This is a genomic window from Chlorogloeopsis fritschii PCC 6912 (assembly GCF_000317285.1).
In the GTDB taxonomy this organism is placed as follows: Bacteria; Cyanobacteriota; Cyanobacteriia; order Cyanobacteriales; family Nostocaceae; genus Chlorogloeopsis; species Chlorogloeopsis fritschii.
In genome coordinates this window covers 137,701-159,506 of the sequence record NZ_AJLN01000037.1, presented here as the reverse complement: position 1 = coordinate 159,506, position 21,806 = coordinate 137,701, and the positions used below count along the sequence as shown (strand labels likewise).

22 protein-coding genes are annotated in these 21,806 nt (G+C 40.5%); 15 read left to right on the top strand and 7 right to left on the bottom strand.

Going from position 1 to position 21,806, the window contains the following annotated elements; genetic code table 11:
* The first annotated feature begins 3 nt into the window (after positions 1–3).
* From hepA to UYC_RS0102985, 4 genes are all read left to right on the top strand, one after another.
* A complete protein-coding gene (gene hepA, locus UYC_RS0103000) occupies positions 4–1,881 on the top strand; it encodes a heterocyst formation ABC transporter subunit HepA (protein ID WP_016873160.1) in 1,878 nt (625 codons plus the stop codon).
* A 42-nt stretch (positions 1,882–1,923) separates the two neighbouring features.
* Positions 1,924–3,087, top strand: a complete 1,164-nt coding sequence (locus UYC_RS0102995) for a glycosyltransferase family 4 protein (protein WP_016873159.1) — start codon at positions 1,924–1,926, stop codon at positions 3,085–3,087.
* Between the two features lie 86 nt (positions 3,088–3,173).
* Entirely contained in the window at positions 3,174–4,340 is a 1,167-nt protein-coding gene (locus UYC_RS0102990) for a glycosyltransferase family 4 protein (protein WP_016873158.1), read from the top strand.
* Between the two features lie 43 nt (positions 4,341–4,383).
* The gene (locus UYC_RS0102985) at positions 4,384–5,553 is read left to right on the top strand and encodes a glycosyltransferase family 4 protein (RefSeq protein ID WP_016873157.1); all 1,170 of its coding nucleotides are present in this window, start codon (positions 4,384–4,386) and stop codon (positions 5,551–5,553) included.
* A 68-nt stretch (positions 5,554–5,621) separates the two neighbouring features.
* Here UYC_RS0102985 and UYC_RS0102980 read toward each other — a convergent pair whose 3' ends face one another.
* On the bottom strand, positions 5,622–6,920 hold the full coding sequence (locus tag UYC_RS0102980) for a recombinase family protein (RefSeq protein WP_016873156.1): 1,299 nt from the start codon (positions 6,918–6,920) through the stop codon (positions 5,622–5,624).
* 134 nt (positions 6,921–7,054) lie between these two features.
* Positions 7,055–7,414, bottom strand: a complete 360-nt coding sequence (locus tag UYC_RS0102975; protein WP_016873155.1) for a VOC family protein — start codon at positions 7,412–7,414, stop codon at positions 7,055–7,057.
* Positions 7,415–7,651: 237 nt separating this feature from the next.
* Here UYC_RS0102975 and UYC_RS0102970 point away from each other — a divergent pair, with 237 nt between their 5' ends.
* From UYC_RS0102970 to UYC_RS0102960, 3 genes are all read left to right on the top strand, one after another.
* The gene (locus UYC_RS0102970) at positions 7,652–8,107 is read left to right on the top strand and encodes a hypothetical protein (protein ID WP_016873154.1); all 456 of its coding nucleotides are present in this window, start codon (positions 7,652–7,654) and stop codon (positions 8,105–8,107) included.
* A 180-nt stretch (positions 8,108–8,287) separates the two neighbouring features.
* The gene (locus UYC_RS0102965) at positions 8,288–8,533 is read left to right on the top strand and encodes a hypothetical protein (RefSeq protein ID WP_016873153.1); all 246 of its coding nucleotides are present in this window, start codon (positions 8,288–8,290) and stop codon (positions 8,531–8,533) included.
* Complete coding sequence (locus tag UYC_RS0102960; protein WP_016873152.1) at positions 8,533–8,958, top strand: type II toxin-antitoxin system VapC family toxin; 426 nt, start codon at positions 8,533–8,535, stop codon at positions 8,956–8,958. The genes UYC_RS0102965 and UYC_RS0102960 overlap by 1 nt, the downstream gene beginning before the upstream one ends.
* Positions 8,959–9,527: 569 nt before the next feature.
* Here the strand turns inward: UYC_RS0102960 and UYC_RS0102955 are convergent.
* A complete protein-coding gene (locus tag UYC_RS0102955) occupies positions 9,528–13,217 on the bottom strand; it encodes a CHAT domain-containing tetratricopeptide repeat protein (RefSeq protein WP_016873151.1) in 3,690 nt (1,229 codons plus the stop codon).
* Positions 13,218–13,562: 345 nt separating this feature from the next.
* On the opposite strand from UYC_RS0102955, the gene fabG reads away from it, so the two are divergent.
* Entirely contained in the window at positions 13,563–14,261 is a 699-nt protein-coding gene (fabG, locus tag UYC_RS0102950) for a 3-oxoacyl-ACP reductase FabG (RefSeq protein WP_016873150.1), read from the top strand.
* A gap of 93 nt (positions 14,262–14,354) precedes the next feature.
* Here fabG and UYC_RS0102945 read toward each other — a convergent pair whose 3' ends face one another.
* From UYC_RS0102945 to UYC_RS0102935, 3 genes are all read right to left on the bottom strand, one after another.
* On the bottom strand, positions 14,355–15,368 hold the full coding sequence (locus tag UYC_RS0102945; RefSeq protein WP_026087339.1) for a zinc-binding dehydrogenase: 1,014 nt from the start codon (positions 15,366–15,368) through the stop codon (positions 14,355–14,357).
* 126 nt (positions 15,369–15,494) lie between these two features.
* Positions 15,495–15,953: an antibiotic biosynthesis monooxygenase family protein gene (locus UYC_RS0102940; RefSeq protein ID WP_016873148.1), complete on the bottom strand. Its 459-nt coding sequence runs from the start codon at positions 15,951–15,953 to the stop codon at positions 15,495–15,497.
* 15 nt (positions 15,954–15,968) lie between these two features.
* Positions 15,969–16,763, bottom strand: a complete 795-nt coding sequence (locus UYC_RS0102935; protein WP_016873147.1) for an aspartyl/asparaginyl beta-hydroxylase domain-containing protein — start codon at positions 16,761–16,763, stop codon at positions 15,969–15,971.
* 161 nt (positions 16,764–16,924) lie between these two features.
* Between UYC_RS0102935 and UYC_RS39825 the strand changes: the two genes are divergently transcribed.
* From UYC_RS39825 to UYC_RS0102920, 5 genes are all read left to right on the top strand, one after another.
* Positions 16,925–17,059, top strand: a complete 135-nt coding sequence (locus UYC_RS39825) for a hypothetical protein (protein ID WP_268743980.1) — start codon at positions 16,925–16,927, stop codon at positions 17,057–17,059.
* A 93-nt stretch (positions 17,060–17,152) separates the two neighbouring features.
* Positions 17,153–17,968, top strand: a complete 816-nt coding sequence (locus tag UYC_RS0102930) for an alpha/beta fold hydrolase (protein ID WP_016873146.1) — start codon at positions 17,153–17,155, stop codon at positions 17,966–17,968.
* 53 nt (positions 17,969–18,021) lie between these two features.
* Positions 18,022–18,147 carry a hypothetical protein gene (locus tag UYC_RS39820; RefSeq protein WP_268743979.1) on the top strand — a complete coding sequence of 42 codons (126 nt, stop codon included), beginning with the start codon at positions 18,022–18,024 and terminating at the stop codon, positions 18,145–18,147.
* Positions 18,148–18,463: 316 nt separating this feature from the next.
* The gene (locus UYC_RS0102925; protein WP_016873145.1) at positions 18,464–19,387 is read left to right on the top strand and encodes a beta-keto acid cleavage family enzyme; all 924 of its coding nucleotides are present in this window, start codon (positions 18,464–18,466) and stop codon (positions 19,385–19,387) included.
* 103 nt (positions 19,388–19,490) lie between these two features.
* Positions 19,491–20,312, top strand: coding sequence for an alpha/beta fold hydrolase (locus UYC_RS0102920; RefSeq protein WP_016873144.1), 822 nt, complete (start codon positions 19,491–19,493; stop codon positions 20,310–20,312).
* Positions 20,313–20,320: 8 nt separating this feature from the next.
* Here the strand turns inward: UYC_RS0102920 and UYC_RS0102915 are convergent, their stop codons facing one another.
* A complete protein-coding gene (locus UYC_RS0102915; protein WP_016879236.1) occupies positions 20,321–20,773 on the bottom strand; it encodes a RidA family protein in 453 nt (150 codons plus the stop codon).
* A gap of 402 nt (positions 20,774–21,175) precedes the next feature.
* Between UYC_RS0102915 and UYC_RS0102905 the strand changes: the two genes are divergently transcribed.
* Together UYC_RS0102905 and UYC_RS0102900 are read left to right on the top strand one after the other, a co-directional pair.
* The gene (locus UYC_RS0102905; protein WP_016873141.1) at positions 21,176–21,391 is read left to right on the top strand and encodes a hypothetical protein; all 216 of its coding nucleotides are present in this window, start codon (positions 21,176–21,178) and stop codon (positions 21,389–21,391) included.
* Positions 21,384–21,800: a pepsin/retropepsin-like aspartic protease family protein gene (locus UYC_RS0102900; RefSeq protein ID WP_016873140.1), complete on the top strand. Its 417-nt coding sequence runs from the start codon at positions 21,384–21,386 to the stop codon at positions 21,798–21,800. The genes UYC_RS0102905 and UYC_RS0102900 overlap by 8 nt, the downstream gene beginning before the upstream one ends.
* Positions 21,801–21,806: the final 6 nt, after the last annotated feature.

The window sequence follows — 21,806 nt, the reverse complement described above, 5'->3', positions numbered from 1 at the left end:
ACTATGGCATTTACTTCTGTAGGAAATTATATGCGTATTAGACTTGCAATTCCAATCTACAGGCTGCTAAAGGCTACGAGTTTTTGGCAAGATAATGGTTTCATCTTTCGAGAGTTCAAATACTTTCGTCGGATGGCAATTCTGGCTCTGGTGTTCATGTTAATAGCAGCAGGTTTGGAAGGATTTGGAATCGGTTTTATTCTGTCTTTTTTACAAAGTGTGACTGCTCCTAATGCAGAACCAATCCAAACAGGTATTCGCTGGTTTGATACCTGGATATTGGGAGTAAATGATCCTGTGAATGAACGAATTTATAGAATATGTGCTCTAATTATAATTACAACATTATTACGTTCAATTTCTAATTACTTGGGGCAGGTTTACAGCCAGAAAATTCAGCTTAATGTGGCTGATAGATTGCGTAAACTAGCTTTTGAACAATTGCAAGGATTGAGCTTAATTTACTTTGCAAAAACACGTTCCGGCGATTTAATTAATAGCCTCACAGCAGAAATATACCAGCTAATACAGGCTTTTAGTGTAATTTCTTTTATTTTTACCAAAGGTTCAATCCTGCTAGTTTATATAGTGTCAATGTTATTGCTATCCTGGCAGTTAACACTTATTTCCGTGATGATGTTTACTTTGCTGTCGGTAGGGATGACAACATTACTAGGACAGGTACGGGAAGCTAGTTTTGAAAGAACAAGAGCTGGTAGTTGGTACACTTCAATTTCACTGGAATTTATCAATGGTATTCGCACAATTAAGTCATTTGCAGCCCAAGACTTTGAGCGCAGACGGTTTTATGATGCTAGTGCAAAACTATTAAATGCTGCTACCAAATCTGTTTCAGCTATGGCATTAATAGAACCTCTCTCAGAAGGAGCCTCGATTATACTGCTCGTTGGAATGTTAGTTCTGGCATTTGCATTCCTAATTCAAAATGGACTTTTGGAATCAGCTTCGTTACTGACATTTTTATTTGTTTTATTGCGTGCTTCGCCAAATGTACGTGCTATTGATGCAGCCAGAGCACAATTCAATAATTATCAGGGAGCATTAAGCAATATCAAAGAACTGCTTAGAACTGACAACAAAATTTACTTACAAAATGGTAAAGTTCAGTTTTCTGGATTGAAGCGAGCTATTGAGTTTATAGCTGTAGATTTTGGCTACGATCCTAATGATTTAGTTTTGCGTAACATTTGCTTAACTATCGAACGGGGAAAAATGACAGCACTAGTTGGAGGCTCTGGTGCTGGCAAATCAACACTAGCCGATCTAATCCCACGGTTTTACGATCCAACACAAGGTAAGATTTTGATCGATGGAATCGATCTGCGAGAGTTTGAGATTAACTCGCTGCGTCGAAAGGTAGCTGTTGTAAGTCAGGATACATTCATTTTCAACACTTCTGTCCGCAACAATATTGCATATGCGATGGAAGAGGTAGATGAAGTTGCAATTCGGAAGGCAGCTCAACTGGCTAATGCGCTGGAATTTATTCAAGAATTACCTGAAGGCTTTGATACCCAACTGGGAGATCGAGGGGTTCGGCTATCTGGAGGACAACGCCAACGTATAGCGATCGCTCGCGCTTTGTTGCGCGATCCAGATATTCTGATTTTGGATGAGGCAACGAGTGCATTAGACTCTATATCTGAGCGGTTAATTCAAGCATCTTTAGAAAAGCTTTCTGAAGGTCGAACAGTGATTGCGATCGCTCATCGGCTTTCTACAATTGTTCGAGCAGATAAGGTGGTAGTGCTTGAGCAAGGACGTATTGTAGAGCAGGGGAGATATCAAGAGTTATTAGAACAACGCGGTAAGCTGTGGAAATACCACCAACTTCAGCATGAGTTAGGTCAAGTAGGATAGAACACAAACTCAATAAGCGTATTAGAAAAAATCTACAAGTTTATGCACCTTATTGTTTTAGAAAACGAACCGTCTTCTTTCCGTGGTGGACAAGAACTGAGCCTGTTTGAAGTTTGCCGTGCTTTATCTGAACGTGGACATAAAATCAGTCTAGTTTATTGTCAAGAAGGAAATTTACTGAAGTATTATCAAGATTTTTGTGGCGACATTATAAAGATTCATCGTTATGTATTTGCTAAAAAAAGAATTACTGAAATTTTAGAATTTATTGCTAGTATTACTACCGTTAGCAAGATTCCAACAAGCAAAAATAGTGTTATCTTCAGTAATCAATATCATGAAGCGTTTTTCGGTTCAGTTTTATCTTTATCCAAAAATATTCCCTTTGTTTGCAGTCTCAGAATACCACCCTGTGATTTTAATAGACAGAAGCTTCTTGGACTAAAAGGTGTAAAAAAGTTCATCGCAGTTTCAAACCAAACAAAGTCTGATTGGATTAATTTTGGTCTTCAAGAAGATAAAGTTGAGGTTGTCTACAATGGAACTAATACAGAAAAGTTTAAACCTTCAACAGATTTTTGTAAGCAGAGAGAAGAATGGAATATTCCTCAAGATGTCAGAGTGATATCATATATAGGAAGGCTGGATACAGCGAAGGGATTAGAAACACTGATTAAAGCCTTTGCTCTACTTTTAAAAAAGGATATTAGTGCTAGATTATTGATTGCTGGCAAGCCTTTAGTTCACATAGGTAAAGATGGAAAAGAATGTCCAGAACTAGGCGAAAAATACAAACAATCTTTAAAACAGTTAGCAATAGATTTGGGTATAGAAAACTATGTGAAGTTTTTAGGTCATATAAATAATACCACCTCCCTCTATCAAATTACTGATGTTACAGTCCTACCCAGTTTGTGGTCTGAGCCATTTGGGAGATCTATCATTGAGTCAATGGCTTGTGGAACACCTGTGGTGGCTAGCCGAATTGGTGGAATTCCTGAAATTTTGACAGGAGAGTTTCAAAATGGGTTGTTTGAGCCTGGAAATGAACAGAATTTGGCAGATACTCTAAATCTGATTATGAATTGGCGAGACAATGATTCTCATTTAAGTGAGAGGTGTCGCAAACATATCTTAAATAAATTTACTTTAGACAAAATGTTTGATGGAATTGAGAAAGTGCTATTGAGAGTTGTTGAACAATAAAGCCGTGAAAAAACTTTTAATAAACTTGCTGTGAGTGAGTAATAAAAAGTTTTACAAATTGAGGATTATTAGGAATTAACAAGAGTATGTTATTGGCATATGTTACTAGTTATAACGTTTTAGATAACTCAGATTGGCCAAAAGATTTAGCTGGGATTCGAGGAGCTGGTTATCATTTAGCAAAACACTTGGAAAAGCAATATGTACAACTTGATTATATTGGCCCTTTAAAAGTGGAGTATAAATTTATAAATAAATTTAAGAAAAAATTATATAATAAATTCTTGAAAAAAGTTTATGCTTGCTGGGCAGATCCAGCAGTGATTAGAGATTATGCATCTCAAGTCTCTAAAAAGCTATCTAGCTCCACCGCAAATATAGTTCTGTGTCCAGAGAATGCTCAACCAGTAGCATATCTTGAATGCAAGCAGCCTATTGTTCTTTGGACAGATGCACCTCAGACAGCGTTAATCGATATGTACTCAGTTTTTAGTAATTTATGTAATGAAACGAAAAGACATATATATGCAATGGAAAAAGCAGCATTAGATAGAAGTAAATTAGTTATATTTTTATCAGAATGGGCTGCTCAAAATGCTATTCAGATTTATGGAATTGAATCATCTAAAGTAAAAGTAGTTCCCTGGGGAGCAAATATAGAGTGTAATAGAAATGATGAAGACATTAATAATATTGTGCAATATAAAGATACACATTCCTGTAAATTACTGTTTATTGGAGTGGACTGGTTCAGAAAAGGAGGAGATATCGCGTTAGCAGTAGCTAAAGAATTAAATAAAACAGGATTAAATACTGAATTATTAGTAGTTGGCTGTCAACCTGTTACTCATGAACCTCTTCCGAACTTTGTGAAAAATATAGGTTTTATCGATAAATTTACAATTGAAGGAATCAATAAAATCAACAAATTGTTTTGTGAATCACATTTTTTAATTATGCCTTCAAGAGCAGATTGCTCTCCCCATGTTTTGTGTGAAGCAAATTCCTTCGGATTACCGTGTTTAGTAACTAATGTTGGTGGCATACCAAGTATTATTAAAGATAATTTAAACGGTCAAACATTTTCAATTAACTCTAGAGTAGAAGAGTATTGCTCTTATATCACTTCTCTTATGTACAACTATAGTGAATATAAAAGATTAGCTCGCTCATCATTCAATGAGTATCAATCTCGTTTAAATTGGTCAGTAGCAACACAAAAAGTGAAAAACTTAATTATGGAACTAGTGTAGTAGTGAAAGAAGTTACTAAAAATTTGCTTGGAGAAATAAATTTATGCACTTGATTGTTTTAGAAAATGAAGTTACTTTTTCTCGCGGTGGACAGGAACTAAACCTGTTTGAAATTTGCCGTGGGTTATCTCAACGCGGACACAATATTAGTGTTATTTATTTAAAATTAGGCAATCTAATTGAGCAGTATCAAGAGTTTTGTGATTGCCTAGTAAAGGTTAATAGGTATGAATTTAATAGATACAAAGTTGCTGAAATATTAAACTTCTTGCCTGGAATTGCTAGTATTTGGAATATCCCAACTAGGAAAGATGGTGTTGTCTTTTGCAATGCTTATAATTCAATATTTTTTGGTTACGTTTTATCTTTAATTAAAAATATTCCTTTGGTTTGTTACTTTCAGGTTCCTCCTTCTAGTAAAAAAGTTAACTATCAGAAGATTATTGGATTTAAAAATGTCAAAAGATTTATTGCTGTATCAAATCAAACAAAATTGAATTGGGTTGATTTTGGCATTAAAGAGGATGCAATCGATATTGTATATAACGGAACTGATATCGAAAAGTTCAAACCTTCAGAAAAATTTTTCAATCTTAGAAAAGAGTGGAATATTCCTGAAAATGCTAAGGTAATATCGTATGTAGGAAGGCTGGATAAAGAAAAGGGTTTAGAAACGTTGATTGCAGCCTGTGCTTTACTTGTGAAAAGTGGTATTAGTGCTAAACTATTGATTGCTGGAAAGCCTATACTTCACTTCGCTGCTGATGGTAAGGAAAATCCTGAAGAAGGCGAAAAATACAAGCATTCCTTAAAACAGCTATCAAAGGATTTAGGTATAGAAAATTATGTGGATTTTTTAGGTCATGTAAGTAATACTACCTCTATCTATCAAGTCAGTGATGTCACAGTTCTACCGAGTTTATGGGCAGAACCTTTTGGAAGAGTAATTGTTGAGTCAATGGCTTGTGGAACGCCTGTGGTAGCTAGCCGAGTTGGCGGTATTCCTGAAATTTTAACAGGAGAGTTCCAATCTGGGCTATTTGAGCCTGGAAATGAACGAGATTTGGCAGATACTTTAATTCAGACTATCAATTGGAGATATACAGACTCTGAGCTAGGTGAGAGGTGTCGCGAGCATATTTTAGGTAAGTTCACTTTAGACAGAATGGTTGATGGTATTGAGAAAGTACTATTGAAGGTTGCTTTGTCTTGATATTCACCTGTCACATTACACAATACAGATCCCCGATTTCTTTAAGAAGTCGGAGAGCTTGCAACTTATCAGAAAATAAAAATAACTCGTAACTCCCATTCTTTTTCTTGACGAATAATTGCTATTTGGCGGATAAATTCGCGAAAATAAAACCGCCGCTCTGCTTCCGATAAGTCTAACCAAAATTGAGGAATAGAAACAGCTTGAGCAACAGAACGCAGATTTACAGGCGGTAAAGTTGCTAACTTCGCCTCAAGTGCAGATATTTCCGTGCGGAGTTTATATGTTCTTAATTTGGCTGTTTCTGTATCCAAAATCCCAGTTTCTACTAAATTAGGTAACTGCTCAAGAATTGCTTGCTGACGGGCGATCGCTTCTCCTAAACTATCTTTAACTACATCCAACTGGGGAAAATTCATTTTTGCTACTGCCATCGGCAAATCGCGACAAACTGCACCAATAGTACTATCCAATACTTCCTGGTAGGAAATAGAACGACATTTAGGACGTTTAGGACAACTAATCGGACGTAGATAAAGGTACTCTTTATCTTGGTTGCGAATTGTGACGCGACAGACACCCATGTGCGATCGACATTCGCCACAAACTACCAACCCAGCCAAAGAACGGGGTGCGCTGGCAGTTCGCGATGGCAAGCGACTATTGCGGCGCAAAAGCCGATCAACTTGTGCTGCTTCTTCCTTAGAAAGGATTGGAGGATGAGTATTGGGGATAATTTCGCCGTTTTGATAAGCTGTATTGCCGCGATACACTGGATTAGTCAACCAACGTCGTCCGGTAGTAACAGAAATTTTCTTACTATATTTTTTTGCCAGGTAACGCACTGCTCCCCGCAGCGAACCGTAAAGTAAGAAGTGTTCAAAAAAATCTTTGACTACTGGAGAAGTGCTGCGGTCTAAGATGTATTTATCTTTACCACGACGATAGCCGTAAGGAGCTTTACCGGGTGGAGGAGCTGCATCTAAACGGTTGCGGGCGTGCCCTTGGCGAATGCGGCGGCTGTGTTGCTGATGCTGGATTTCTTGTAATAATTTCAGCAACTCAGCACGGAGATGGGGAGATTGTTCAGAAGAATTGTAACCCTGTTCAAATGCAATCAACGTTATCCCCAGTGCTTCTAGTTGCGAGAGGCGATCGCTTATTTGTTCGACAGAATCCCCCAATTCTTCCAAACGGCGAATTAGCAAACAATCGGGTGGATCGGTTGTGCAGTCTGCAAAGAATTGTTGTAATTGCGATCGCTCTCCCAAATCTTGATAAATTCGATTTACCTGCCATTCCCAAGTCGTCGGATCGGGAGCATTTTCTAGAAGCGGATCGGTGTAAGTATAAGCGAAAATTTTCATGAATTAGTCATTGGTCATTGGTCATTAGTTAGTGGTTAGTGGTTTATCTAAATAGAATTCAGGAGCCAGAAGCCAGAATATTCTGAATTCTGTATTCTTCTTCAATACTCCCCTTGTCTCCCCCTCTCCTCCCCTTACTGCTGGTTTAACTCAATTACATTCCCATCTGGATCTTGGGTAAAAATAGCGGGGCGACCAGAAGCGCTAGGTTGCACTGGAAAGTTATAATTTAGAAGCTGCTGTTTAGCGGCATCTAAGTCGGAAACTAAAAAAGCAATGTGGGGATTGCGTCCCCATTTTTCATTTTTGGGTTCGTTGGGGACAGTTGGCGCAACTATTAGGTGAACTTGATACTCGCCGACTTGATACCAAGCACCAGGGAATTTCATTGGACGTTCTACTTTGGCTAATCCCAATACAGTGCCATAAAAATGTTCGGAGCGTTCTAAATCTGTAACCAGAATTGCTGTATGGAGAGATTGGGTAATTTGCATAGTTGCACCAAATATGAGTGGATGTGAGTTTTTATGGATTTAATTTACTGTTTTAGATAGGGGCAAAGTTGTTACGTTTGGCAAAACATAAGCGCACCCTAACAAACAATCCCACTACTCACAGCTTAGACGACTAGAAGCCACGAATTTTAAGATTTGAAAAGCACACTGTTTTTTGAAAGTTCAAGCTCGAAGATTGTAGATTATTTGCAGTTTGTCCAAAAAAAGAGGCTAGGAATGGATATTCAATTAACAGCTCACGAAATTGATTTGACGCGAGATATTTTGCAAGATTACGAACCCGCACAGCACGCATTAGATGAGTTGGAAAGGCATAATGGTGACGTTGAAAATACTTTTCAGGATCTGTGGATAGAAAAGCATGGTTTAATGGCAATGCCAGAGAGAAAATCTTTTTGGGAAGTAACGCTAAAGGTATTGCGAAAGGAACTTTGTGGAGACGATGGTTTTCGTGGTCAAGTTAGCGAATATACTAAAAATCCAGGAAGCGCGCCATTATTGACAGGGTTAATTGTTTCCCTTGTAGGTATAGCAGGGGCAAATGGCATACCAATTGATCCAGCGATCGCTACTGTTATTGTTTTGTATATTCTGAAAATTAGTCTGAATATATTTTGCGAGTATACCGAACCACCCACCAATAATTCTGGAACCCTACCCCCAGAAAATTAACTCACCCCTCCCCGTAGACGGGGAGGTAGAATTTAGATGTTGATGTGGAGCATATTTGTGTCTTTGTTTTCTGCTGGTTTTTATTTATTGTTCCCAGCGATCGCGCTCCTCGCACTCCCACAAGCAGGCAGTGATTTTCAGCTTACAATGTACAAGTAAAGCCAGTTTCATGCAAAGTCTATGGAAAGGGTGAATATCAAATCCGAAGAAGAAATCATTCAGCGTAAGTCAGCTTTAATGTTGCAACAAATTGCACGTCACGCTCAGGTTAAGGGTAAATCTGTTGATCAATTAATGAGTACCTCAACCAGATGGAATGAACAGGAATTAGTTGAAATTAAAGCCAGGCTTAAGGAATTAAAAAAAGAAATGACTCTGGGAGGATTGTCAATTCGGGAAGCAAGGGAAGAGGGAAGAAGGTATTAATGTTTTTTGTTTTAGATTGTTCTGTTGGCATAAGTTGGTGTTTGCAGGATGAAGATAATACTTATGCCAATGCAGTTTATAATATACTTTCAGGAGAAAATCAGGCTATAGTGCCTGCTTTTTTTGGGTTGGAAATTAGTAATGTATTGTGGGTTGCAGAAAGGAAAAAGCGCAATACTAGAGAACAAAGTGATGCTGCTATTGCAATGCCTCAGGCTTTGCCTATTAACGTTGATGCAATAGCTGTGACTGAGACTATTACTGCTACTTTAAATTTAGCGAGACAGTACAATCTTGCCGTCTATGATGCAGCTTATTTAGAATTAGCAATTCGGGCAGGAATTTTGTTAGCAACAATCGACGATCGCCTCGCCCATGCAGCACAAAATCTTGGTATTTTACTGGAAGACCCGGATTTGGAATAATAATGTAAGCTGCACTAACAACAGCGTGACGTATAATATCGCCCAAACCCTAGAAGGGTTGGGCTATAAGAACTAAGCCCGCCTGCGCGGGCTAGATTAAGAAGCTAATTAATAGATAAATGGTAGTAAATAATGAGTATTTATAACTCGTCAGCGAGTATCACAAATAGATGAATCAGTCTTTAAGACTCGTCAACGAGTATCACAAATAGATGAATCAGTCTTTGAGACTCGTCAGCGAGTATCACAAATAGATGAATCAGTCTTTGAGACTCGTCAGCGAGTATCACAAATAGATGAATCAGTCTTTGAGACTCGTCAGCGAGTATCACAAATAGATGAATCAGTCTTTGAGACTCGTCAACGAGTATCACAAATAGATGAATCAGTCTTTACAACTCGTCAATGAGTATTAGCAATAGATGAATCAGTCTCTTTTCTCTTTCCCAGGCTCCAGCCTGGGAAAGCATTGATTGAGGCTCCGCCTCCGAGTTTTCATCACCATACAGAGCATGGTAATGAGAAAAAAGACTTGTGTGTACACCTTAGCCTCGCGTGCGAGGTGGGGTTCACTCTCTCAACCTCTCCCTCACTTCCTCCACCGTCACACCGAGAATTTCCGCCACTGCTTGCAACAGACTCTCATCTTGCGTAGCTTGATATAAATCGGCAATGCTAGGCAGTGAATAAGTTGCTAAATTGTACTCGTCATTAAACTCAGCCCAAATCTGTAAAGCTTGTAGATAATTTGCTTTTGCTTCTTCTAATTCTTCTAAATCTTCAGCAACGCTTCCCAAACCCTGGTAGGTGGAAGCACAACCGTAGCGATCGCCATATTCGATAGAGATTTCCAAAGCTAGTTGATAATTGCGCCGCGCCTCTTCAAATTCGCGCAAATCTTGGGCTACTATTCCCAAACCCTGGTAGGTGGAAGCACAACCGTAGCGATCGCCATATTCGAGGGAGATTTCCAAAGCGAGTTGATAATTGCGCCGCGCCTCTTCAAATTTCCGCAAGTCTTGGGCTACCATTCCCAAACAGTGGTAGGTTGAAGCACAAGCGTAGTGATCGCCATATTCGATAGAGATTTCCAAAGCTAGTTGATAATTGCGCCGCGCCTCTTCAAATTCGCGCAAGTCTTGGGCTACTATTCCCAACTGGTGGTAGGTGGAAGCACAAGCGTAGCGATCGCCATATTCGATGTTGATTTCCAAAGCGAGTTGATAATTGCGCCGCGCTTCTTCAAATTCCCGCAAGTCTTGGGCTACCCATCCCAACTGGTGGTAGGTGGAAGCACAAGCGTAGCGATCGCCATATTCGATGTTGATTTCCAAAGCTTGTTGGTAATTGCGCCGCGCCTCTTCAAATTCCCGCAAGTCTTGGGCTACCATTCCCAACTGGTGGTAGGAAACAGCCTTCCAAAGTTGTTTTTGTCTTTCTTCTTCAGTCTTAAGCGAATCACAAATTTCCAAAGTCTTTTCATAAGATATTCTTGCTTGCTGGTACTGCTTTGCATTCAGTTGGCAGTTACCCAGTCTCGCCATTGCCCAAGCCACTTGATAACCTAATTCACCCTCGATAAATGCAGGTGGATAATTTTCTAAACGTTGACAAACCATTTCTGCCAACTTTAGGTTACTTTGGTTATCATTAATCAAGTCAAAGTATTTTTTTAAACTAAAGAAAATCTCAATACTTTCTTGCTTTTCTAAACAAATTTGCAACGCATTATAGAGATTTTCGTATTCCCATCCACAGAATAATATACCCGATTGCCGTTCATCGGCATCTTTAGATTCCATCCACTCATTATAAGAACCTGCTAACCATAAATAATGATTTTTAAATCCTTCACGCAAAGCTGCACGGGTTAACTCATCAAGTTCCTGTAGCTTAGTCTTTAAAAAGTAGGGAAAAACAGGCTGAATTCTCAGTAATTCAGGCACATCTTCATGAAGCGGTGACAACAAACCCCAGTTAATCGCCTCTTGAATCGCCTCATCAAATTTTTCAAAAGGATAATCCTTAAATGGTTCTAGCTTTTGCAATTGCTGAATATAATTCGGAATACCACTGCGGTAAATAAACCCACTAAAGGGAGCCAAACACAACAGTAATTTTTGCGCTTCTACCGATAAATTACTATGAGAATATTCCACACATTTCAAAATACTTTTCGTCTTATCCTCACTCGCTACATCCAAGCTCACTTTCGCCGCTTGTAACCCTTCTAAAATTTCCTGGGGTGACTGATTCTTCAAATTCGCCAGCACCACTTCCATCGCTAGAGGATACCCTGCCAACACTTGCATCAACTGTTGAAAATCTGCGTCTTTACGTATGCCATCAATGCGGTGTGCTGCTACATGACGTTCTAAAATTTTCTCTGCTAATTCTGTCCGCGCTTCTCTATCTAATCCTTGCAAATCATAAATATTCTGCTTAAACGTCGCTGCTTGCAACCACTCCTCACGACTGCGGGAACCCAACACAATGCGAGTTTTACCGCCTACCAACCGCGCTAAAAAATCTCGAATTAGATTGCGTTCTGCCTCTGGTAATGTATTTTGAATCGCCAGTTGTTGTCCCGTCACCGATTCTAAATTGTCCAGAATTAAGACATAAGTTTCCACCCGCAATTTTGCCGCTAATTTTTGCACCTGCGCCGCCTGATTCATGGCTTGAAATTGTGCTTTTTCAAAGCGATTATATACCCGCTTGCCGATTTCAAACAAAATTTGTGTCAGCGTCCATGCCTTTTCGTCATAACCAAAATAAAAAGCATCTTTGACAAAATTCGTTCTCTGCCACCATTCCCGTAAATAATTTAACAGCGTCGTTTTGCCCGTTCCTCCCATTCCCTGCAACAGCAAAATATTATGCTGTAGTAGCGCCTTTTCAATTTTGAGAATCTCCAAATCCCGCCCAACAAAACCGTATTCTGGCAGCGTAAACCGATACTGACTGCCAAAATTTTCCCAGTATTTCTCCTCTTCTTCTGGCGTAAACTGCCGCAAATTAAAATTCACTGCCTGATTGCAATACACCACAGGCAACAGCCAATCTTCCAAATCAATTGTCTGATTAAAATATGCCTTGCGGGACTTTTGCATCAACAGTTCCCGCCTACCCAAGCGGATCGCCTCAGTAATGGGTTTATTGTTAAACAATTCTGTATAAAGTTCTTGCATCATCAGCTTGGCAGCAGACACCGTCACCGAATAACCCATCGCCACCACCATCTGCATCCCCGCCGCCATCAAGCAACTACCGAGGCTAGTTTCCCTCAACCCCTCCCCTAACCCCTCTCCGCTTGCGGGGAGGGGTGCCGCAGGCGGGGTGGGGTTCTTTACCTGCTTCCCCGACTGACACGCATTGAGAATACACACGGGAATACCCTTCCCAGTCAGCAAATCTGCCAATTCCTGTGCCTCGACTGGATCGGCTTTACCTTTGCTTTCTCCTTCTAAAAACAGAAACGCCTTCACCCCGTCGTAAGGTTGCAAATCATCTCGCCCATACCTTGCCTGATATAAATAGCGATTTGCCGTTACTCCCTGTTGAATATCTCCATAACCCATCAACGCCCCATGCGTATCAAAATGGACTATGTGGTAAAAACCTGCTCCCTTCTCCTCCAAACGATCGGATAATGCCTGATAAGTACCAGGGCGCAGCAACTCCACATTCACCCGTAAATGGGCATTTTCAATTAATTCCAACAAGGGACGAGAAATGGTACGATAACCCACATCACTTTCTTCATCTGGGCGCGCTGTCACTACCAACAGGTTAATAACCGGAGAGGTTTGCACGGCTGCCGCAACAGGGGGTGCAGGTTTGACATTTTTCCGCACCATGATGCAGTCTACCGCCAAAGGTCGAGGCAAATCGCGATCGCGCATTCCTTCCCAGTGCAAAGCTTGAAATTCTGGAGTTTTGCCAACAATTTCAATTTGTACCTGGCTCAGATTGCCCCGTAGTTGCCGATAAGCACTGTAGGCATCAAAATTTACCTGAAAAACTTGTTCAAATAGCTTTTCGCCATAGGTTTTGACGCTAGCTGCTGCCCTTTGGGCAATTGTAATATCAGTGAAGGGAAAAGCAATCCAATCTTCAAAATACCACTCTAGTTGTTTTTCTTCCTTAGACGTAAAGGGATCGGTAATTTTAATCGGGTATTCTCCCCCCTCAAAAATCAGAAGTGCTTCAAACCCGGTAGTAGATTTCTGTGTTTCCCGAATGGTGATGACTGGCATGGGGGCGATAGTTTTTGCTGATGTCGGGTTATATAGTTATATGCTAGACATCGTAATTTTTCTGAACAGAATAACTACACAAAATTTTGGACTTTGCACGCGAAATATTTTGTAGAAACGCCCACAGAAGAGAAGCCTTGTCAGTCAGAAACGCCCACAGGCTGGAAGCCTGGGGCTACAAGTACAAAGCCCACCTCCGTGGGCTGAAATTTTTCTAGGCTGCGGAGGCAGCCTTTGTTTGTATAGCGACACCCTTCTAGGGTGTTGGATTTTGGCTTGCTTTGTTTTACTCAACATCTGCGATCGCGCTATCTTGATATTTAAGGCTAAAGGAGTGCATAGCTAATGAAGGGCAAGCACGTTTTACTTACAGGCGGTACTGGTGGTTTAGGGCTAGGCGTGACACCAACGGTTATAGCGCAAGGTGCGGCAGCAGTGACTATTCCCTATCGCAACCCTAAAGATATGGAACGCCTCAAAGGTATTCTCTCACCCGCCGACTTTGCCAGAATTCAATTTGTGACTGCGGATTTAAAAGATGAAGCTTCGGTAGAGAATCTCATTAACCAGATGGCACGAGTCGATGTATTAATTCATCTGGTGGGTGGCTTTTCGATGGGGAAAACCCACGAATACAGTTTTGAGAATTGGAAACGCGATTTTGATATAAACTTGAATACAACTTTCCTAGTTTGCAAACATAGCCTGAAAAGTATGTTGCACAATGGTTACGGACGTATTGTAACTGTTGGTTCGAGAGGTGCAGTAGAACCGACTGGACAACTGGCGGCATATTGTGCTTCTAAAGCTGGTGTTGTTGCCTTAACAAAAGCGATCGCTGACGAAACCAAGGGTACTAATATCACTGCTAATGTTGTTCTTCCCAGCGTGATCGACACTCCCACTAACCGCGAATCTATGGGTATAGAAAATGCCGATCGATGGGTAAAACCTGAATCTTTAGCTGAAGTAATTTGCTTTTTAGCTTCAGAAGCTGCTAAAGATATCCGAGGTGCAGCTGTTCCTGTTTATGGCAGTATTTAGCGGGTACTAGGGGCTAGGGGCTAGAGGCTAGGAAGATGGGGGAGCAACAGACAATTAACTACTAACCACTAACTAATGACTAATGACTAATGACTAATGACTAAACCTCACAACAACTTTGCCACAATTTTTGCCGCTGAGTAAATATTCAACCGCATTCGGTATAGATTCTACCCCTTGGAATTGGGTTGGATCGACAGCAACTTTGAGTTGATTGGTGTAGAACAGGTGTAAAAGGCGATCGCGTGCTTCGGCAGCATATTCTTGATAAAGAGGCATCAGAAAGCCGCGTACAGAAGCAGCTTTCCAAAATAGTTGGTGATAAATACGTGGTTGTGTTACCTCCTCCAGATTTCTGCCATATTCGGAAATAAAACCAACCACAACTAAACGTCCGCGAATTGCTATATTTTCTAAGCAGGTGTCGAAAACTTGTCTGCCAACACAATCGAAAACAAGATTAACGCCATTAGGGTATTCTTGCTTGAGAACTCGATCGAGGTTTTCGGTGTGGTAGTTGATAATGCGATCGCATCCCAAACTTGCAAGCAACTCTGCTTTTTTTGGCGAACCACAAGTACCGATAACGTGATTACCTGCTAACTTTGCTAACTGTACCGCAATATGCCCGGTTCCTCCTGCTGCTGCTGTTACCAAAACTACTTCATTGCTTTTCATCTCTCCCACTTTTTCTAATGCCACCAAAGCTGATATTCCTGTTGGCATTAAAGTTAGTACTTCTGGAGTTGCTTGGCGAACTTTGACGGCAAGATTGGCATTGATAGCCTGGTATTCGCGATAACCTCCTCCCCGCACAGTAGTTACTACAGCATCACCAACTTGAAAATTTTGAATATTATCTCCCACCGCTACTACTTCACCAACAGCTTCTACACCTAAATCAAAAGGGGGAGTTAAGTTAACATAGGGAACTTTACCTTGGCACAGTAATGTATCAAATCCGCTATTGATGCCAGCAAATTTGTTCCGAATTACTATTTCATCACCAGTAGGTTCAGGAATAGGAGATTCTATAATTTCGATCGCTGATTTAAAATCTTGAGAAAATTTTTTGGCTATTAGTTTTTTGTAAGTTCTTGAACTCATTTTCCTAACTTGAAAGAGGGGTGTAAGGGTGTAAGGGTGTGGGGTGTAGGAGAAAAAACCTCTTTCATCTTTGGCGGGTGAAACTTGTTTCATACGGATTGCCTTGTGCCTCCTGCCTCCTGCCTTCTATTTAAATTTGCGATCGTCAAGTAAAACCTCAAAGTGTTTCACATTCGGTTCAAGTTCAAGCAGATATTCTTTATCTCTAGGAAGATACCTGGCTTTTTCAATATCATTACCAGCAAACTTACGAATTGCATCTCGTGATTCCCAATAGGAGATGACAGTAAATTCTGTAATTTTGCCATCAGTACGGCGAAGTACTTGCGCTCCTAAATTGCCAGGAATTGCCAGTATTTTCTTGATTCCAGCTTCGTTGAGATAAGTATAGTATTCATCTGCTTTAGAAGTCAGAGTTCTACCGTGCCAAATCCGTGCAATGACTTTTTTTACTTGAGGATTAGTATTATTTGTTTGTCCAATAATTGGAGAATTATTAACCTGTGCAAAAGAAGTAAGCGGTGATATACAAATAAAAAACGCTAACCCAAAAAATATACCAACGATTGTTTTCTGTTTTATCATTATTTCCTCTTCAGCTTATAAGGCTTTATCCCACTCCAACTGATGAGCTAAACCATACTTAATAAAATCTTCTTCTTTAGCGCGATCGCTTTTCCCAAAAACACCCAAGCTATAAGGATTATCTTGCATCCTTTGTGCGACTTGCTCTTGTTCAAATCGGATGACTTCCTCTCTAGGCTGATTTGGTTTAAAAAAGTCTACAACTAAAACAGTTCTGTCATAATCGGTGTAATTATGTGGACAATGTGGATAGCTGTGATCTAAAACCATGAATTCTCCTTCATGCCAATAAAGCTGCTCGTGACATATTTTCATCGCCACATCTCCCTCTGGCACAATTAATCCTAAATAGCCACGATTCATATGAGGATTATAGTTCACATGAAGCTTGATATCCAAGCCTGGATGAAATGTACCAAAATACACATTTCTGATGATATTATCATCGCTAAAGTTCACTTTTTCTATCACCTTAGCCAAATTTGAGAAATATTTTTCTCTTAATGCAAGTGCTTTTTCTGATGCATCACCTGGACTATAATCTGGATATTTTATTTGATGTAATTGAATGTATTCTTCAATAAATATACCTTGAAATAAAATACCAAAAGCACTATATTTTGAATTTCCCTTGGTTTTAATTGTTTTACTTTTAGGGCCAAGAACATCATAAGTGAATTTTAATTCATCTGGAGATGCATTGTTAATAAAGTAGGTAAATTCATCTCTAATTACTTGCCAGTTATCTTCAAAGCTGTTGAGAAAAGGAAATTGCTTTGGATCGAGATGATACTCATTAAAACTTGTCATTGTTTCTTCTCCTGAAGATGATTGAATAAAAAACGTTACAGAATAATGGAATTTTATCTGCGTTTCAGTATAGTGCTGATATCATTCTTGGGTTCTGTACTTATTTTAGTGTGATGTTTACTGTGTCTAAAACTCCTAATTCTGGAATAGCCTATTAATCAATGGTTCTAATCCAAAATCACGCCACGTGCTACAACAGGGGAAACCCCCCGCAGTGGCTCCAAAATCCAAAATTGGTAGAAGCGATCGCATTAGCCTCAGTCTATATCCTCAACGCCTACACCAAAATTGTCTAATAAAATTCCACCCTCAAAGGCTTGAAAGCATACAGTGCTGCCCATCCGACTCATTCAGAATCTAAACTCCTGTAAGATAAAGAGTATAAAAAAATGAGCCAGCGTATCAAAAGAGCATTTTTAGACACAGAAGATGGACAAATTCTTTACCGAATCGGTGGAGAAGGTGAACCCATACTTTTACTACATATGTCTCCCCGCAGTAGTGATGAATTTCAAGAATTAATGCCTATTTTGGCAGCCAAAAAATTAGTAATTGCAATGGATTTAATGGGGTTAGGTGATTCTGACAAGCCCCCCAGAGTTTATTCAGTTGCAGACTATGCCAAAACTGCGATCGCGCTTTTGGATGAATTAGGCATAAAAAAGACAAGTATTTTCGGTAGTCTTACAGGAGGTTATATCGCCGGAGAAGTTGCAGCAGCCTATCCAAATCGTGTTGACAAACTTATTCTGTGCAATGTAATTGGATTTGACGAAGAGGAAAGAGACAAGGTTTTAAAGACATATTCTCAAGGGTTTCAAATTAAAGAAGATGGCTCTCACCTGATGGAAAGATGGTTAGCTCGCGTCAGTTACGTCGGCAAAGGAGAGTTAAATCACCGTTGTGTTTTAGATGATTTGAAGTGCTTTGGCTCTCCTGTATACCCTGGTTTGGCAGTAGCAAACTATTGTCTTTCTGCTCAAGAAAAATTTCGTTTGATTAAGTGTCCGACTTTAGTTTTATCTGGAGAAAAGGCGTTAGAACCGTTAGAAAAAGTTGGTTTAGCAAAAGCAGAAAATCAATTTTGGCTCCAGGAAGTTATTCCTCATAGTCAAAGAGTTGAACTAGAAGGTGGAAACCTTTGGATGGTTAATCAAATGTCGGCAGAAGTATTAAAAGTAGTAGTCGATTTTCTGGGAAAATAGTAAGTACTTAAGCTAACTAAGTATGAAAAGAGACATAGAATTATTGAAGTGCGTTGTCGCGCAGCTCAACGTATCCTTGTGTCTTAGAAGAAGTCCCCGATTTTTTGAACGATCGCTTGACTTCTAAGGCAGTCGCTAGTGGCGCTATTGAGGCGACACTGTTTGTGCCTTTACGGTAGCGACTTCTGCCTTGACGTTTCCGTGTTCCGCGCAGCCTGTAGTAACTTCTGCTTTGACGTTTCCGTGTTCCGCACAGCCTGTAGCAACTTCTGAGTTGACGTTTAAGTGTTTCGCTTAGACTGTAACGGCGAGAAGAGGTCTGACTTTAAGAAGTATTAAAAGTAGTAGTTAATTTTTTGGAAAAATACTAAGTACTTGTGCAAAATTGATTAGGCTTTTTTGCATAGAGAGCAGAGAAAAAGAATCAGAGAAGAAAAAATATAACTGCCTAGTAAATATACAAATAAATTTGCCTACCTATTTAGGAGGAAGACAATGAACAACGAATTACCACTGATTATCGAGTGTCGTTGTAACGAAATAACCTATCGCCAGGACAATCCGGCTTTACCCTACTCTCCAAAAGAGATCGTCCGCGAAGCTGTTCGTGCCTGGGAAGCAGGGGCTTCGATTTTCCATTGGCACGGGCGAGATCCAGAGAGTGGGAAACCGCGCAACGATGTTGAACTCTATCTCGAAGTGATACAGGGAATTCGCGAACAGACGGATCTCCTCATCCATCCGACGCTGGGCTATATTACACAGAATCGGGTAGAGGATCGCGTTCGGCACATCTTGGCAGTGAACGACGATCCAGTGCTGCGGGTTGACATGGCACCAGTGGATTTCGGATCGCTCAACGTGGACTTCTGGAATCCCCAGGCAAAACAGTTTACTAGTTATGACCAAGTGTACGTTAATACTCGTGCTAATCTCAAGGCGGTGCTGGAAGTATTCAAGGAACACAATATTTACGTCAGTTCAGTCTGTTGGGACGTAGGGCAAATGCGAACAGCGCGATGCTTCCAGGAAATGGGACTTCTGCCACAGGAAACGCTTTGGGAATTTGTCTTTACCGGAGAAGTGATGCCGGCTGGAGCTGCGGCGACTATACCGGGTTTGCAGGCGTTCATGGCTGAGGTTCCTGCGGGTAACCAGTGGCTGGCACTTTGCTGGAATGGAGATGTGATGAGGGTAGCAGCCTGGGCAATAACGCTTGGTGGACACGTCGGAATTGGACTTGGAGATTATGCTTACACTCGCTTTGGCAAGCCGCACAACGGTGAGTTAGTAGAAAAAGTTGCAAAGATGGCACATACCCTCGGTAGGGAAGTTGCAACGCCAGCGCAAGCGCGTGAGATTCTGAAGATGCCGCCGAGAGCTTTTGCTCGGCAAGAGCTACAGGCAACTGCCAACTAAGGCGGTGAGATAAGTATAGCAGCAAATTTTGGTAATAAATTGGGATCTGTAGGGTGGGCAATGCCCACCTGGAGAGAAATGTAACTGCGATCGCTCAAAGATAATGAAACAAAAAATTAAACGAGCTTTTTTAGACACAGAAGATGGACAGATTCTTTATCGCATTGGTGGCGAGGGTGAACCTCTGCTTTTACTGCACATGAACCCCCGCAGTAGCGATGAATATCGCGAACTCATGCCTATCTTTGCTCAACACAGACGAGTCATAGCAATGGATTTGATGGGGTTTGGCGATTCGGATAAACCACCTAGAATGTATACGATCGCCGACTATGCGAAAACGGCGATCGCGCTTTTAGATGAATTAGGTATAGAAAAAACGAGCATTCTGGGAAACCATACAGGTGCTTTTGTAGCTGGAGAAATAGCAGCAACTTATGGCGATCGCGTTGAAAAACTGATTTTATGTAATGTAGCTGGTTTTGGTGAAGGAGGGCAAGCAGAGCTATTCAGAAAATTTGAGGAAGGTTTTAAAATTCAAGAAGATGGCTCTCACCTGATGAAAAGATGGTTAGCCCGTTCTCGATACGTAGGCTCTGCCGAATTAAATCACCGTTGGGTTTTAGACGATTTAAAATGTTTTGGTCATCCTTTGTATGCAGTTTGGGCTGTAGGCAATTACTGTCTAGATGCACCACAAAGATTTCGTGCCATCAAGTGTCCAACTCTAATTATTTGGGGAATGGATGATGTCAAAGAATTTGAAAAACTAAGTTTAGCAAAAGCTGGCGATCGCTATTTTCTTTCTCAAGCAATTCCTCATGGCAAAGTTGTTGAATTTGCACAAGGAACAATTTGCATGATGAATCAGATACCTGAAGAAATCGCGCAGGCAGTAATCGACTTTCTCAACGATTCGGAATAATTCAGCTTCTAATTTTCCAAGATTGCTGTACACTTAATCTCTACAATTAGTCCTGGTGTAGATAAAGCACTTATCCCAAATCCCGTCCAAGTAGGGAAATTATTAGTGAAATAGCGGTCTTTTACTTGCATAAACAGTGGCAGGTGTGGAATAGTAAACTGTTGTTCTGAAGCATTAGCAGGCGGAACTTGCAAATTACTGAGATTCACCCCTGTCACATGGTAAGTAATCATCTCTACTACATCATCAAAAGTCGCTCCTGCTGCTGTAAGTACCTTTTTCACATTCTCGAAAGTCTGGACAAATTGGGCTTCTACTCCCTCTACTACCTGTAAATTTTCATCGCGTCCCACCTGTCCTGATATATATAATGTGTTGCCTACCTTAATGCCAGGGCAGTAGTGATACTTTTCGTATAAAATTTCCATCCCTGGGGGAATAATAACTTCACGAGTCTTCAAGATTTTAACCTCTCATTGCAGTGACAATCGAACGCGCAGCATCAGACAGCAACCAGGCATCAGCAGCAGGTGTCACGAAATCATAGCCGATTGGTTGGGAACCGGTTTGAAGCATTTTCTTCAGTCTATTAGGTCTGAACATAATTTTTTATCTATACATTACGCCAACCCACTTACTTGTCAATAAATCGACACTTGCTAAAAATTAGACAATATTTTAGATATTCGCATTGCCGAGCATTTGTCACAAGTTAAAAGTGAGCGAATTTCAAGCGACTTTTAGGTTTAAGTTATTTATGGACTGGTTCTGTTAACGGTGTTCAATTGCTTTTTTGGGGAACTTGAAGTAATGTCTAATTGCGACAAGTTAAGATGGGATCTAGTTATTCTTTCTCAGCGGAGATGAGCATAGCAGAATTATTACCAATCTTGCAAAATCTGTCTCGTACCGAAAAATTACAAATCATGAAGTTTTTAGTTCAACAACTAGCAGATGAAGAAGCATTGTCGCTGCAACCGGGAGCTACTTACAATGTATGGTCTCCATTCAATTCCCATGATGCTGCTTTGAAGCTAGCCGCACTGTTGGAAGAAGACAGACAAGCAAACGATGGTTAACGCTCAAAGGTTTCCCTTCATTGAAGGACGTGATGCATTTGGTGATATTGACGCAGTACCACAATTACCTTTGATATTGGCTTACCGAAATTCTACTGTGGAAGTTACAGGACTGTTAGATACGGGAGCCAGCGTTAACGTTTTACCATACTCTTTAGGTATACAACTAGGAGCAGTTTGGGAAGAATTAAGTACTTCCGTGCAACTAGCTGGAAATTTAGCGCCAGTTGAAGCCAGAGGATTAGTTTTATCAGCCCAAATCAGTACTTTTGTACCTGTGCGATTGGTATTTGCATGGAGTCTGACAGATAGTGTGCCATTACTGTTGGGGCGGATGAACTTTTTCCTAGAATTTGATGTTTGCTTTTACCGTTCACAAATGGCATTTGAACTGCGTCCAAAATCATAACTCTTC